Below are 15,802 nucleotides of genomic sequence, written 5' to 3'. Positions count from 1 at the left end.
CTTCAGCAATCCCGGGCGTAGTCCTGTTCGAACACCAGGACGCCGCGCGACTCCGGGAAGTAGATGACATACATCTCCCAGACCATACAGGCATCAGGCCACATCTCCCGGCTGTAGTGCCAGCCCGTCACCTGCACCGCCTCCGAGCCGTTGCTGTACTCCTGCCCCAGGCCTGGATGCAGGGAGGACAGCCTCGAGAGCAGGCGTGTCTGCGCGAACTGCGTGTATGTCGTATTCACCAGGCGCACGCCGAACAGCGCGTTGCTCTGCTCCGTCAGGGAGACCGCCTCGGCGACCTTGTCCAGGCTCGCGGGCGTCGAGTGGCTCCAGGGGAAGGAGTAGCCCCGCAGCTCGCCGTAGCACGCGGTGGAGGTGCCGCAGGCCGCGTTCGCCGCCGACAACGTGGCCTGAAGGCTCGAGCTCACCGGCCGCGAGCCCAGCGACACGGATGGGTCCACCGGCTCGCAATCGCCGCTGAGACAGTCGAGCTGGAGGCGGAAGCGCTTGCCCGCGCCCCCACCGCTGCTGACGACGACCAGATATTCGCCGCCCTGCGCGAAGGTGGCGGAGGCCACCTTGCTGAGCTGGCCATAGCCCGCGTCGTCGTCCTGGGCTCGCACGGTGGTGCCGTAGCTGCCGCTGGCATCCTTCGGGCCGTACACGAAGAGCCCCGTGTCCAGCCCCATGCTGCTGCCCAGGTGCGTCACCTCCAGCTTCGCGCTCGAGCCGGCCGCGACGTTGATGGCGAAGGAGTAGTGCTGGAGGGCCGTGGTGAAGGACGTCTGCACCGAGCCGGGAAGGGCCACGCTCCCCAGGAACGTGGTGCTGTCCAGGATGTTGCCGCTCGGAGGCGGAGGCGGAGGGAAGAGCACCCCCTGCTCCAGCGTGTCGATGGCGGACGGCGCATCAGCCTCGGGAAGGTCCGAGGGATGGCAGGCGGCCAGCAGAAAGGCAGACACCCACCAGGAAGACTTGAGGGAACGGAGCATCGCGGACGGCCTCGTGGAATGGGGAATGGCACACCCCTCTTCGCCGCCACCACCCTCCCCGCCCAGGTGAGCCGCGCGGAGCATAGGCGCGCGCGGCTCGACCACCCCAGGACTTCTTCACTGACAGTCCGAAGAACTCAAGGCGTGGGCTTCAACGCCTTGCGCTCCTTCACGCAGACCTGGACCAGCTCCACCATGCTCATGCTGCCGCCGCCGATGTCGAACTTCTGGTCCTTGAACTGGGGATATCGGTTCTCCAGGATGCGCCCCTCGGCGATGCACTCGTTGAGCTGCGTGAGGGCATCCGTCTTGTTCCCCTTGGAGAGGAGCGCCTTCGCCGCGTCGTACGCCTTCCGCTGGCCCTCCTGGAACCGCAACTGCACGTCGGCCCTCGTCTGCGGCTCCCGCAGCGCGTCTGCCTTCTGGGCGCACTGCGCCATCACCTCCTGCGGCGGGGTGGGGATGCCGCCCATGAGCACGTCGACCGCGGCGAGGCCGGCGTTCTCCTTCACCATCCGGGCGCCATCGTCCTGGCAGGCCTTGAGCTTCTCCATCGCGCTCGCATACAGCTCCCGCCTCTTGCGCAGGTCCGAGGAGGAAGCGGCCGCTTCCGATGCCGTGCTGGCGACCACCAGGGCCTCCCCCGTCAGCCGGCGCAACGCCCGCGCCTGCTTCGCGAACTCGAGGGCCTCGACCAGCTTCAGCCAGTCGGCGCGCGCCCGCTCCGCCGCCGACGCGTAGCCCGCGTCCTGCCGCTCCAGCTCCGCGTGCGTCTCGAACATCTGCATCATCTCGTCCACGCCCTTCGAGGCGGTGTCGACGTCGCTGTCGGTCGACGAGATTCCCTTCGCGGCCTCGAGCTTCTCCTTGGTCATGGCCATCCGGGTGGCGAGCTGGACGCGGGCGTCCGCCGCGGAGAGGACAATCCTCCTCCGGGTGATGCGGTCGCTCAGCTCCGCCATCCGCTCCTTCGTCTCCTTGGCGTACACCGCGTAGTCGCGGTCCTTCTTCACGAAGGGGGCGCCGACCTCCAGCACCGCGCCAATCTGCTTGACCGCGTTCTCCGCCTCCTGGAGCAGCGCCGGCGAGGGCGCCTCCTTTTGAATCTGGAGGACGAGCGCCGCCGCGTTCTTCCGCGCCTCGTCGACCTTCAGGCGCTGCTGCGTCAGGTCGACCTCGTACCGACGCCGCTCCAGCGTCGCCCGCCCGTCCTTGAGCAGCTGACGCGCCTCGGCGGCGGAGGGGCTGACGGCGGGGTTCTTCGCGTGAACCGTCTCGAGCGTCTTCTCCAGGACGACCAGCGCCGTCTTCGCCTCCTCGAACTGCTCGGGCGTCACGGCCCGCTTCTCGACGTTGCGCAGGGACTGGATGACTTCCGCGCGAGCCGCATCGAGGCCGCGGACCTGGAGGGCCACCTCCACCTCGACGAGCGTGTTCTTCACGTCCGCGAGGTACTGGGCAATCGCCTGGCTCCTCGCCGCCTGCGGGTCGTACTTCTCCACCAGCTTGCGGACGACGAACGCCGCGGTCTTCGCCTCGGAGAGCTGCTCGGGCGTGGGCCGCTTCACCCGGAGCGCCTTGGCGGCCGCGACGAGCTCGTCATGGGCGGGCCCCATCTCCACCTTGATTCGGGAGACGCCCGCCTGCACCACCAGCTCCTCCATCCGGCGCCTGGCCTGGGTGACCTCGGCCCGGGCCTTGTCCGCCTCCGCGCGATACGCCTTGTCTTTCGCCTCCAGCGGCGCTCCCTCCTCGAGCTGCTTCTGCAGCGCCGCCGTCGCCTTGTCGGTGGCGCCGAACTTCTCGTCCGACCAGGCCTTGTTCACCTCGGTGAGCGCGGTGGACAGGGCCTTGCGGCGCTCATCCAGGAGCCCGCGCTGCTTCTGCGCCGACACCTGCAGCCACCGCTCGTCGAGCGTCTTCTCGTGCCGGGCGATGGTCGCGTCGACCTCGGTGAGGTACGCGGCGAACTTCGGGTCCTGAGCCTTCAGGGGCCGACCCTCCTCCGTCAGCTTCCGGAGCGCCTCCAGCTCGGCGCGGGCATCGTCCATCGCCTTGGCGCCGGGGTCCCCTCCCCCGAGCTTCGCCATGCGCTCGTTCAGGGGCGCGAGCGCGCCATCGATGCGTCGGCGGAACTCGTGGATGTGGACCTTCGCCCGGCGCTCATCGACGTACTCGCGGTCCGTCCGGAATTGCTTCCGCGCGGCCAGGACGCTCTTGGCGTACTCCAGGTCCTCCGTCTCGAAGCTCGCTCCCGCGCCGAGCGCGTCCTTCAGCGCCTCCACCGCCACGAGGGCGGCGTCGAGGTCGGCGCCGCGCGGAGGATCCTGCTCGATGCGCTGAACGGCCGCCGTGAGGGCCGCGCGCGCACTCGCCAATCGCTTCGAGGCCTCCTCGATGGACTTCGCGGCACCAGCCTCTGGAGCCGCGGCCGAAGCCAGGGAAGAGGCGAAGACGAAGAACCCGAACAACACCAGCGCTGAAGTACGTACCATTCAGGCCAACCTACTACAGGGAGGCGGTGGGAGCCTCGGCATAGTGTCCGCGTCCCCGGTGCCGGGAGATGTCACCAGGCGGCCTTCTGGGGGCCTGGGAGAAGCGTCAGGTCGCCTGGGCGCCTCGGGGGCACCCGGGCACCCGCGCAAGCCGAGGTGCGCACCCGAGGGGCCCCGGCCGCGCCCTGCTCCACACCCCAGCGCCCACATCTGGGCGAGCCGCGCGGCCTCGGGGAAGGCGGGAGGCCGGGTCCGCGCGCACCACTTCGCTTGCCGGCGGGAAGCAGGCTCTTGGTCTCCGCAAGCGCTCCGGGTCCAGTCAAAGACAGTCCAAGAAGCCCCCCGCTCGGGCCACCTTCGCGAACGGAGTGGCGCGGCGATTGCTGTCCATGGCGCCCGCTATGCCATTGCGTGGATTGGGTCTCCAACTGGTCGTCGTCGTGGCCATCGCCGCGCTGTTCACCGGGCTCTGGGCGCTGAACAACCGCCCGGTCTCCGCCCCGGACTGGCCGGAGAAGATCTCCGGCTTGTCCTACTCACCCTTCCGCCTCGGAGAGAGCCCGAAGAAGGGCCGGCACCCCAGCGAAGCCGAGATGCGCGAGGACCTCGAACAGCTCAGCAAGCTGACCGACAGCATCCGCATCTACACGGTCGACGGTCCCCAGGGGGAAATCCCGCGCCTGGCCGAGGAGTTCGGCCTGCGAGTGACGCTGGGGGTCTGGATCAGCCGCGACCTGGAACGCAATGAACGGGAGCTCCAGAAAGCCATCGAGATGACCAACACCTCACGCAGCGTGGTGCGCGTGGTGGTGGGCAACGAAGCGCTGTATCGCGGGGACGTCACGTTCGAAACGCTGGTCCGGTACCTGAGGCGGGTGCGCGCGGCCGTCAGGGTGCCCGTGACGACCAGCGAGCAATGGCACAACTGGAGGGAACACCGGGAGCTGGCCAGGCATGTCGACTTGATCGCCGCTCACGTCCTGCCCTACTGGGAATACGTGCCGATGGAGCAGGCGGGGACCTTCGTGCTGGAGCGTGCCCGGGACCTCAGGCAGCTGTTCCCGCGCAAGCCATTGCTGCTGTCGGAAGTCGGCTGGCCGAGCAACGGCCGCATGCGAGGTGGTGCCACCGCCACCCAGGCCGACCAGGCCCTCTACCTGCGCACCCTGGTCAACACGCTCAATCAACGGGGCTACGAATACTTCGTCATCGAAGCCTACGACCAACCCTGGAAGGGCGGCGATGAAGGCGCGGCCGGCGCCTACTGGGGCGTGTTCGACGCCACCCGTCGGCGGAAGTTCAACTTCGAGGGCCCGGTGGTGGCCATCCCAGAGTGGCGCGCCCTCGCGGGCTGCTCGGTGGTCCTGGCCACTCTCGCGATGACGCTGCTGCTCATCGATGGTTCGGCCCTGCGCCAGCGCGGCCGAGCCTTCCTGACCTTCACCTCCTTCTTCTGTGGCTCGGCGCTGGTGTGGATGGCCCATGACTACAGCCAGCGCTACAGCACCTGGTTCAGCCTGGCCGTCGGCTTCATGCTGGCGATCGGCTCGCTCGGCGTGTTCCTCGTCCTGCTCACCGAAGCCCACGAACTGGCCGAAGCCGTGTGGATTCCCAAACGCCGCCGCGAATTCCAGCCGGTGCCGGACGACCATGCCTATCGGCCGAAAGTGTCAGTTCATGTCCCCTGCTACAACGAGCCGCCGGAGATGGTCAAACAGACGCTGGACGCCCTCGCCGTGCTGGACTACCCCGACTACGAAGTCCTGGTCATCGACAACAACACCCGGGACCCGGCCGTGTGGGAGCCACTCGCGGCCCATTGCGAGCGGCTCGGCGAGCGCTTCCAGTTCTTCCATGTCTCGCCCCTGCCCGGGTTCAAGGGCGGCGCGCTGAACCACCTCATCCCCCGCACGGCCAGGGATGCCGAGGTGGTCGCGATCATCGACGCGGACTACCGCGTCGACTCCAACTGGCTCAAGCACATGGTGCCGCTCTTCTCCGACCCGCGCATCGCCGTGGTGCAGTCCCCGCAGGACTACCGGGACCAGGGCGAGAGCCTCTTCAAGAAGGTCTGCTACAGCGAATACAAGGGCTTCTTCCATATCGGCATGGTCACCCGCAATGACCGCGACGCCATCGTTCAGCACGGCACCATGACCATGACCTACCGCTCGGTGCTCGAAGAGCTGGGCTGGGCCGAGTGGTGCATCTGCGAGGACGCGGAGCTGGGCCTGCGGGTGTTCGAGAAGGGCTACTCGGCCGCCTATACCCATCACAGCTACGGCAAGGGGCTGATGCCCGACACCTTCATCGACTACAAGAAACAGCGCTTCCGCTGGGCCTACGGCTCCATCCAGATCATCAAGCACCATGCCCGCAGCCTGCTGCGCGGCGAGAACAGTGAACTGACCCGGGGCCAGCGCTACCACTTCCTCGCCGGCTGGCTGCCGTGGGTCGCCGACGGACTGAATCTCTCCTTCACCATCGGCGCGCTGCTCTGGTCGGCGGCGATGCTCATCGCGCCCCAGCGGATAGAACCGCCGATGCCCGTCTTCGCCATCCCGCCGCTGGCGTTGTTCGTGTTCAAGCTCGGCAAGAGCGTCTTCCTCTACCGCCGCGCGGTCGGGTTCAACCTCGCGGGCGCTTTCGCCGCCGCCCTGGCCGGGCTGGCGCTGTCGCACACCATCGCCAAGGCGGTGCTGTACGCCTCCTTCACCAGCGACCTGCCGTTCTTCCGCACACCGAAAACCGCGGACAGACATGGCCTGCGGGTGGCGCTCTCGGAGGCCCGCGAAGAGCTGTTCCTCATGCTCCTGCTGTGGGGCGCCGCAATCGGCATCTATTCGGTCCACGGCCTGCCCGACCCGGACATGCGCATCTGGGTGACCCTGCTATTGGTACAGGCCATGCCCTATCTGGCTGCCTTCATCATGGCCCTGCTGTCGAGCCTGGGACAGACAGGGCCCCGGGTGCCCGCACGTTGAGACTCCTCAGCCGGGCCCCGCGCGTCAGAGCATGACGAACCCGTCGTCGTCGTCCTCGACCACGACGCCCTTGTCCTTGCTCAGGGGGGCTACCGTGCTCCCTCCGCTCGTCACCACCGTGGAGGGGGACGCTTGGGGGCGGGGCAATACGCTGCCGCCGCTGGACTGAACGACAGGCCCGGACACCAGGACGAAGTCATCCTCGATGTCCCTGTTCAAATCATCCAGGACCCGCTGGTGCGCCGCGCGAAGTGCAACGGCGGCCACGCGGGGGCTCGCGGCGACTGGGGGCAAGGCGCCGTTGGACCCGACGAGGAGCCTCGCCAGTTCGACGACCCAGGGCCCACAGCTGTGCTGTCCACCCTTCTCGCTCCCAATGGCGTCATTCTGATAGCGGAGGAGGCATCGCTCGACCTGCAGGTCCGGAAACGGACGCCGCAGCGTGCCGAGCATGGTCGGCTCGCCGGCCGGGGCGAGCGGGTCGATGTAGAGCACGCATGCCTGGCCCCTGCGCCCACCCTGGGGGGGAGCCACCCTGATGTAGATGAGCCCCCAGTGGTTCCCACCGACGTTGTAGGGCTGGATGATGATGCGGGGAGCGCCGCCTTCGACCTGACCCGCGAGGGCGGCGTCGAACGTGTTGGGCGCGATGCGGTTGAGCAGGTAGAGGTTGAGGCCATAGCCCACGTACACGTTCGGCACACCGTCGAGGTAGTGGTGCAGCAGCCTGTCGAGCTGACGATCGGTATAGAAGTGCGACCCCTCGATCTTGTCGCCGTTCGAATCCGGATCAACCAGCGCACTCGAATCCTGCGACGGAGGAGGTAACTGGCCCGTTCCCCCCGAGGAGGTGGAGGTGGACGGCGGAGGCGTCGACCCGGAGTTCGATGAGCTCGAGACCACCACCACTTTCTCCGCCGCCGCTTTCTCCCTCGCGGCCTTCTCCGCCGCCGCTCTCTCGCGGGAGCGTTGGACCTCCGCCGCCTCCTTCTTCACCTTCTCCGCGTCCTGCTTGAGAATCTCTCCGAGGTCCGCGGGTGCGCGCAGGTCGACCCGCGAGACCTTGCCCGCGTTGGCTGGGTTCACGAGCGGCGGAGATGCATTCACGGCCGCCCGACCGCTCCCGAACGAGGCACTGCGGAAAGGAGAGTTGTAGCGGACCGACCCCAGCCCTGACGGAAAGGGAGGCGGCCTCCTGCCAAGAAGGAACTCAGGGCGCTCAATCGGCATGCCATGACCCGCGGGACCCAATCTCCCGCTCACGGGGAGGCCCCTTCCCAGTCCAGGCAACCCGAACGGCGAGGGCCCAGGCACCTCCGAACTCGACTTGCAGCCGCCGACGCACCGTGGATTGACGCAATGCGGCCCCGAGTAGTGCCACAGCGGTGTCCAATACGTCCTGAGCAGATCTCTCACCGCGGGCGCCCCCTCCACCAGGTAGTTGAACTCGGAGAGGAAGCCTGGATAGAGATTGTCCGACCCGACCACATACGACGCGTCGTCGACAATCATGATCTTGGAGTGATTGCCCGGCGCGGACGGAACCTTGTCGTAGACGGCGCCGCTGGCCTTCTTGACGGACTCCACCGCGCTTCCGATGACGCCCTTGCTCGGCGGGTCCTCCACGAGCGAGGTCTGCTTCAAGGTCGCCGTGTACCCTTCTGGCGTGAGCTTGGGCCAGAAATACGTTTCACCCTCCCGGGTCTTATCCTTCGGGACCTCCGTGAAATAGAAGGGGGCGATGTGCAGTCGCTCCAAGGCGCGCACCCGGACGTCGGCGTCCGGCAGAAGGGCGTCGGTGTCGACGGCATGTGACATGTAATATTGGAACAGCTCGAACGTGCGGCACGCCCCCGAGCCGAATGAATACTGGTCTCCCTCAGCCCCGGCCCCCGCGTCCAGGGGAGAGACCACGACCTGGACCTCCAGCTTCGGATTGGCGAGCAGCGCCTCCATGATCCAATGGCAGACGACGTGCGAGGACCACTTCTTCTTCCACGCGCTCACCAGGTCCATCTGTGACAACCGGAGGATGGTCTTGGCGCCCTTGATCAACTCCTCCTTCATCACCTCGGACGCCTTCTGGTAGTTCAACTCCATGCTGGGGCCGTTCCAGTACTTCCCGATGGACAGGACCCGGGTCGCCTTCTTGTACTCTCCAAGGCCGGAGTAGCCCTCGTAATGCTTCTCCGTGAACACGGGAGTCTCCAGGTCCACGAACGTCTGGAGATCCTCCGCGCGAATCGCCTCCGCGGCCAGGTCCTCGACCGAGTCCACATCCTCGAAGATGGTCGACAGGAACTCAGGGCTGGGGCGAGAGAGACGCGGCCTGGACTCCCCCCCACCGCCCTCATGCAGCCGCGCGAAGTCCTTGTAACACGCGGCGCGGTAGTCGCCGGCCTCCCGCGAGGCCAGCGGGTTCTCGGGCTTGCGCTTCACCGCGGCGTCGTCGTCGCCGACCTTCCAGGACAGCGTATCCTTGTCGATGTCCAGGAACTCCTTGGCCAGCACGTCCGTCTTGCATTCCCACATCTGGTCCAGGAAGCGCTGCGCGCCCAGGGCCGCCTCGCCATGCATGACGACAGACACGTCATGAACGGGCGGATAGCTGGTGAACAGGTCCATGTTGAGGTTGTGGCCTCCCACCAGGGACTCGGTGCCATCCACGGCGACGATTTTCGAGTGATTCCACGTCATCTTGGTGAATTCGTCATCGCCCTCCAAACCCATCCAGGTGGGCAGGACCGAGGCGACCCGGGCGGAGAGCCCCGCGACGAGTCCCTCCTGGAGCCGGAAGAACTTCCCCATCCAGATCTCCGGCGGCATCTCCCAGGCGCCGGTCTGCATCCGCACCCTCACCAGGCGAATCAGCGCGCCCTGGAAATCGACGAGATTGGGAGACGTGCCGTCCTTGAAGATCATGGGCGTCTGCCCGAACAGGAACCTGAACTGCGTGCGATGGGTCCGCTTCAACGGCGCGCTCAGCGCGGTATCCATGGCCCCCAGAATCACCTTGGCCCAGGCGGGGTCCGGACTGTTGAGGGAGGAGATGTCGCAGCGATACCTCGACTTCTGGATGATTTCGACGAGGGCTCGCTGGAAGTCCTTGGTGCGACTCTTGGCCGCCGGCATGATTTCCGGGCCAAAGGGCTGCCCCCAGATGCGAGGCGTGTCCATGATTCGCACATAGCTCGTCCCGCTCAGGTGCGTGAAGTAGTCGCGCACCTTGGCGGACACCCGGTCGATGCTCACAGGAACCTCCAGTTCACCCACCCGCCACCGGACTGCTCGATGGTGCAGGGATAGGCCAGGTTGTAGGGGGGCGTCCCCACCACATCCTCGAGGTAATAGCGGTTCAAGGTGTTTCTCCCCATGATGGAGGAGACCTGCCGCACGTTGGGCCTCCCTGTCAGCCGGGAGGTCCGGGCCTCGCCGCCCCCCATGGCATCGAAATGGGTGTGCGCCGTATGGATTTGTTTTCTCAGGTGTCTGGCGTTCTCCCGGACGCGGCATCTGGTGCGGAAGACCGTCTCCCATTGAGTCAGGTAGGCACGGGCCAGCTTGTAGACGAGCTTGGGGACCGCGGCGACCTCGTCCTTCACCTTGGCCGCGTCGTACAGGGCGTCAGCGGTGTAGTTGCCGGCGACGGTGCCATGCCCGCCCCGACACGCGTAGAGCGTGTAGCCCTCCGGCTGCGGGAGGTCGCCGCGAGCGAGTGGATCCGCCAGTTGGCGGTTGTCCGCGAGCGTCAGATACGTGGCCCCCAGTCCCCGGGCCTCGATGTCCTCATGGGCACGCTGTTTGGTCATCCGGGCATTGGGCCGCGGAACCAGCGCGCTGAACCCCGCGACCAGGTGGTCCCAGGCATAGACGCCGACATAATTGACGACATTGGGCGGCAACTGGGTCTGGATTCCATACCACTCACCCGGTCCCGGAACGGGGTCGATGGCGAAGATGTTGACGGGGATGTCCCGGACACCAGGGCCTCCATAGGCATACAGGAACCAGGCGGCCATGATGGACTCGACCGCGCCGCGGCTGTGCCCGAGGAAGTTGTATTGCTCCGCCTTGCTGGCCGCCGCGAGACTCGCGCCGTGCAGCGCGAGCGCGCCATCGGCCCAGCCCAGCAATTGACCAGATTGCGTCCGTTGGTTGCCCTCCGAGTAGTCCCGGGCGGACGCGCGCAGCGGGCCGGGGGCATTGACCAGGCTGCCCTCCAAGGGATCGCACACGTCCTCCTGGTTGAACCAATCATTCTCGCCGACACCCCGAACGGTGATGCTGCTCTTCGTATCGCGAAGGCCGGTGGAGATCTCCGTGTGGAGCCGCACCGGGATGTAGCCGGTCTCCCTGACGTAGATGTCCTTGTTGCTGTTGAGCCACTTCTTGTCCTTGCCCAGGAGGGCGAGGATTTTGTAGTCCCAGAAGCGGGTCTCCTCGCCTTCGTCACGCGAGCAGCCGGTTCCGCAGAAGCTCACGGTGTAGACATTCTTCGGCATGCCAGTTTCATCCTGGTGGAATGGGGTCCCTGCACGGACGCGAGCCCTCGGCACCTGGGGACCGGCTGTAGGGGGACAGCCCGCTGAGGGTTGCTCCGCACTTCACATTCCGTGCCGTGCACACGCGCGAGGCCCCGCCTCTCGCGAGGACGATAGAGCGAACCCGGAGGGGGCGGATCAGGCCAGGACATGACGGAGGGTCACCAGGGACCATGGGCCCCTGCCGGGACACGCGCTGCGTACCGATGAGACGCAGCCGCGTCCTTTCAGACCGCGCAAGCCGTGGGCGCGAAGGGCGGGGTTGAACCGAAGTGGAACCCTCTCGTCGTCACGGTCGTCGAAGCGGAGAAATATCGGGATGGGTTGGGACCTCCCCAACAATCCCTCACCGACTCCTGTTGTCCGGAGCCCCTCTTCGTCCCCTCTTCACGTGCGTTCCCGCTCCCCATGCCCATCCCCCATGCGCCTTCGCGTCCGCTGAGCTTCCTGCTCGCGGCCCTGTTCCTCTCCCTGGCGGCCTGTGGAGACAACACTCCCTCCGAGGACGACCCGCCTCGCGCCCCCGGGCAGTCCGCATCCGCCACGGGTTCAGACGACGCGGGCACCGTGGCCAGCGCGGCCTTCGACGGTGGAAGCTCCAGCATCTGCGGCGATGCCTTCCTCGAGGACGATGAGGAGTGCGACGACGGCAATCACGACACGGGAGACGGTTGCTCCCCGTTGTGTACGAAGGAGCCCCAGTGCACCAACGGTGTCTGTGCATCCATTTGCGGCGACGGAGTGATGCTGCCCGGCAGCACCGCCGAGGCCTGTGACGACGGCAACACGGTCGCCAATGATGGTTGCTCGCCGACGTGCCAGCTCGAGCCGGGCTTCACCTGTCAGACGACCAACCAGCTTCCCTCCTCCATCCCCATCGTCTACCGCGACTTCCGAGGCTACGACCTGCCGCCCCTGGGCGCCCTGCCAAGAGGGCACATCGACTTCCAGAACGTGAACCAGTTCGGCGAGGAGAAGGGCCTCGTACAGACCACCCTGAATGCGCTCGGCAAGCCGGCCTACGCGAAGACGGGACTGCCCACCAACACGACGAGCAACGCCGCGAACTTCGCCCAGTGGTATCTGGACACGGACCTGGTGAACAAGCCCGTGGTCGGAACACTGACCTTCATCCAGTATCCGAGCGGCCAGCAGGTCTTCGATGCACCGAACTTCTTCCCGGTGGACGACCTGGGCTGGGTCGCCGCCGGCGCGGAGGCTCACCGCACCAACAACTACGACGTCCTCCCGCCGGGGCACAACTACAGCTTCACCACCGAGACGCGGTTCTGGTTCGAGTACAAGGGCACCGAGCGCTTCACCTTCCAGGGCGATGACGACGTCTGGGTGTTCATCAACCGCCGCCTCGCCATCGACATGGGGGGGCTCCACGTCACGGAGCAAAGCTCCATCATCCTGACGCCCGCCGTGGCCTTCAATCTGGGGCTGACGCCGGGCGGTATCTACGAGGTCGCTGTGTTCCATGCCGAGCGCAAGACCTCCCGCTCCTGGTACCACATCAACGCCCAGAACTTCGGCGTCCGCCGCTCCGCGTGTGTCCCCACACCGGCGGCGGCATCGATGACGGAGTGAACGCTGGCGCATTGCCGTACGCCCATTGACTCCACGGCCAGGATTCCCAGACAGGGCCCCCCTGTGGGCGTGACTTCACGCCCAGGGGCGGGCCGGGTACGGTCACCCCGTTGATTCAGTGCGGACCGTGAGGCTGCCGCGCGGAGACGGTCTCCTCACGCGGGCTTCATCCGGACCGGTCCTCGCCGACGGCGCCAACCCTCGGCCAATGCCAGGGCCAGGAGCGTCACGGCGGCGAGGACGAGCCCTGGCAGGACACCAGGGGCGCGGTAGTGCAGCTCGATGCGGTGCCGGCCTGGGGGCACGCCAACAGCACGCACCGCGACATTCGCTGGCAGCAGCCTCGCGGGCTCGCCATCCAGGCTCGCTGTCCACCCCGCCTGCCACGCATCGTTGATGACGAGCACCGCGTCCCCGGACGACTCGACGTCCACGATGAGGTGCTCGGGCGTCTCATGAGCTGGAGCGACTCGCCCGTTCAGAGGCTCCGGACCCGACGCAGGAAGAGGAACCGCTCCACACTCCACCGCTGCCTGGGCAGCCGTCCTGAAGGCCACGGTTCGCAGCAGCCCGAGCGCGGCGCTCTCGTCCGACACGCAATGAGACTTCGCCAGGAACAACCTCGGCAGGGCATCGGCATGCTCGACGAGCAGCAGCTCGAACACGTCGTCGCGCGCCACCACGCGGCCCGGTCTGGGCTCCAGCGCTGCATAGGTCGCTGGCGTGTATGCGCTGAACCGCACCCCGAAGAGTGGCTGTGACTCCGTGAAGAAGCCAGGTTGTGTGATTTGGAGGCGCTGCAAGCGGGAGCTCGCGGCAGGCAGATACGCATCCGCCGCGCCGATGCCCCACAGCGCGGGCGTGTCAGGCATCAACGAGGCCCTCGCCATCAACGCCACGCTGTCCTGGAACTCGAAGCCGTCGAATCGAGGCAAGCGGAAGCGCTGGATGCGGGAGGCGACGCGGGGCGTGGACTCTCCTGTCCTGGCGGCCCACTCGCGCACGGTGTCGACGAACACCGGCGGAGTGTCGAGCAGTTCCTCCGAACCGAGAATGTAGAGCGGCTCGTTCAGCGTGAACGCCGCGCCCAGTTGCAGCGCCATCAACACGCATGCCCGGTGCCACGAGCCCGCGAGGCCTGGCAGCACCAGGGCGCAGCCCAGCGCGACTCCCGCCGCGACGAACGCCGCGCCGCTGAACGCGTGCGACAGCGTCTCCAGCGTCTCGGGAGGCACCCGTGGCCAGCGCCCGAGCACGAACGCGTGGGACCACACGGCCCCCAGGCGCTCCGCGAGGGCCACGGCGAGGAGCCCCACGGACATCCCCCCCGCCGCGAGAGCAGCCCAGCGCGCTCGCGCCCTGGACGACACCAGGGCCTTCCATCCGAAGCCCGCGAGCACCGCGAGCCCAAACGTCAGGTGCACCACGAGCTTCTCGGGATAGCGGAACGGTCGCCACAACGGGAGGGCCTCGTAGAGCCATCCGTAGACAGGCAACGCGGACCCGAGCGCGAGGGCGAGCACCACGACCCAGACGGCGGCGAACGGCGCCCAGCGCTTCCATGGGAGGAAGCGCAGTCCTGTCACCGCGAGCACCAACACCGGCACGCCGATGAGCGCCGAGTCCGTCCACAGCGTGGAGAAGCCGCCCGTCGACAGCAGTGGTTTGACCCATTCCTCCGGAACGGAGCGCTCGACGGTGGGATTGGCGAGGTACGGCCCCAGGAGGAACTCCGGCAGTCGCCACGGGTCCAGGGACCAGCGCTGCGCGTCCTCGAGCGAGCTCGCGCCTGGAGCGCCCCGTGCGAACACCGCCATGCCCGCGAACAGTTGCGGCGCGGCGAGCCCCGCGCCGAGGGCCACGAGGCCCAGCGCACGAAGCAGGCGGACACCGCGTGCCTCGGGGCTCGTCACCGCGAGCAGCAGCACGAAGGCATTCGCGAACGCATAGCTCCAGGTGTCACCCGCCAGCAGCACACTGGCGAGCCCCAACGCGGCGACGGCGGCGCGCCCCGGCGTGGCGGCTCGCAGGAAGCGCTCGGCGGCCCAGAGCGCGGCGGGCAAGGTGGCGCCGGCCATGAGGTACGCCAGGCTGTTGGTGAGCGACACCAGGTGGCCGCTGAACGCGAAGGCGAGCCCCGCGAAGAACGCCCCGCTCCGCGGCACGTCGTACAGGCGCAAGAGGGCGAAGGTGCCCAGCAAGGCCAGGGGCGGGCACGCCAGCACCGCGAGCTTCATCGCCACGCCCGTGGAGAACAGCAGCCCCAACACCTGCGACGGATGGAAGGGCGCGGACAGCATGATGCCCGCGAACGATTGCCCCAGCCCGTCGAAGGGATACCAGCCCGGAAAGTCGCCTTCGGACACGCGCTGCGCCCAGTAGCGCCGCAATGGCGCGTAGACCAGGAGCATGTCTCGGGCGATGAAGACGTCCGCGCTGAAGAGGGCGCGGTAGAAGAAGAGACAGGTGACGCCCAGCGCTCCGCCCACCACGGCCCAGGGCCCGCGCGCAATCGAGGCTCGGACTCCGGCGCGCTCCAGCGATGCGGGGGGAACCATCCAAAGCGGGATTGTTCCCGGTCATGCCGTCCAGGTCCAGCCGCGAGTACCGCTGCCCTTGTCCCTCCAGGTCGTCTTCCCCGCCGACCTCGACCGGCTGGCCGGACGGACCCACACGCGAGTGAACGGCGAACAAGCCGTGACGCCGATGAGGAGAGCAAGGGCTGATGGAGCGAAGCCTTCTGGGGATCCCCGTTCAGGTCGTTGCAACCCTGACTCAGGAGTCCCCCGACATGACCCACCGCCCCCCTCTGCCCCTGCTGTCTTCCGTGCTCTGCGCCCTGCTCCTCGCCGCCTGCGGCTCACCGGCGTCCACGGAGACGCCCGCCCCCCAGAACATCGAGCAGGGCACCCTGCTGCATGAGCTGAAGCTGAGCGACACCCGCTCGGTGCGCTTCATCGAGTCCGAGCCGGGCGAGGTCTTCGTCGCGGAGTCGGGCCACATGGACATCGATGCCGCCCACCTCCAGGAGTCGATGAAGGCCGAGAAGGTGGACAGCCTCCAGGGCAAGGAGTTGGCGGACGTCTACCTCTCCCTCGCGCCCGGCGCGAAGCGCTCCGACGTCCCCGCCGCGCTCGTACAGGCCCAGGGCCGCATCGCCATGGCCCGCATCATCCAGGCCCGGCAGGCCGCCCAGGAAT

Annotated in this window: 8 protein-coding genes; 3 read left to right on the top strand and 5 right to left on the bottom strand. The window is 67.4% G+C overall.

Annotated elements, in window-relative coordinates; genetic code table 11:
* Positions 1-2: 2 nt before the first annotated feature.
* Both HUW62_RS12165 and HUW62_RS12160 read right to left on the bottom strand, forming a co-directional pair.
* Positions 3-989: a hypothetical protein gene (locus HUW62_RS12165; protein ID WP_176434523.1), complete on the bottom strand. Its 987-nt coding sequence runs from the start codon at positions 987-989 to the stop codon at positions 3-5.
* A 137-nt stretch (positions 990-1,126) separates the two neighbouring features.
* A complete protein-coding gene (locus HUW62_RS12160) occupies positions 1,127-3,484 on the bottom strand; it encodes a hypothetical protein (RefSeq protein ID WP_176434522.1) in 2,358 nt (785 codons plus the stop codon).
* A 440-nt stretch (positions 3,485-3,924) separates the two neighbouring features.
* Here HUW62_RS12160 and HUW62_RS49950 point away from each other — a divergent pair, with 440 nt between their 5' ends.
* Positions 3,925-6,468 carry a glycosyltransferase gene (locus HUW62_RS49950; protein WP_275902347.1) on the top strand — a complete coding sequence of 848 codons (2,544 nt, stop codon included), beginning with the start codon at positions 3,925-3,927 and terminating at the stop codon, positions 6,466-6,468.
* A 24-nt stretch (positions 6,469-6,492) separates the two neighbouring features.
* Here HUW62_RS49950 and HUW62_RS12150 read toward each other — a convergent pair whose 3' ends face one another.
* Both HUW62_RS12150 and HUW62_RS12145 read right to left on the bottom strand, forming a co-directional pair.
* Entirely contained in the window at positions 6,493-9,720 is a 3,228-nt protein-coding gene (locus HUW62_RS12150; protein ID WP_176434521.1) for a hypothetical protein, read from the bottom strand.
* Positions 9,717-10,970 carry a Tat pathway signal protein gene (locus tag HUW62_RS12145; protein WP_176434520.1) on the bottom strand — a complete coding sequence of 418 codons (1,254 nt, stop codon included), beginning with the start codon at positions 10,968-10,970 and terminating at the stop codon, positions 9,717-9,719. Before HUW62_RS12145 ends, HUW62_RS12150 begins: the two co-directional genes overlap by 4 nt.
* A 447-nt stretch (positions 10,971-11,417) precedes the next feature.
* Here HUW62_RS12145 and HUW62_RS12140 point away from each other — a divergent pair, with 447 nt between their 5' ends.
* A complete protein-coding gene (locus HUW62_RS12140) occupies positions 11,418-12,602 on the top strand; it encodes a fibro-slime domain-containing protein (protein WP_176434519.1) in 1,185 nt (394 codons plus the stop codon).
* Between the two features lie 155 nt (positions 12,603-12,757).
* Here HUW62_RS12140 and HUW62_RS12135 read toward each other — a convergent pair whose 3' ends face one another.
* A complete protein-coding gene (locus tag HUW62_RS12135) occupies positions 12,758-15,160 on the bottom strand; it encodes a hypothetical protein (protein ID WP_176434518.1) in 2,403 nt (800 codons plus the stop codon).
* A gap of 233 nt (positions 15,161-15,393) precedes the next feature.
* Between HUW62_RS12135 and HUW62_RS12130 the strand changes: the two genes are divergently transcribed.
* A partial coding sequence (locus HUW62_RS12130; protein WP_176434517.1) for a hypothetical protein occupies positions 15,394-15,802 on the top strand: 409 nt, incomplete at its 3' end.

The sequence above is a fragment of the Myxococcus sp. AM011 genome (assembly GCF_013372595.1).
Lineage (GTDB): Bacteria > Myxococcota > Myxococcia > Myxococcales > Myxococcaceae > Myxococcus > Myxococcus eversor.
This window is presented reverse-complemented; position numbering and strand designations above follow the sequence as displayed.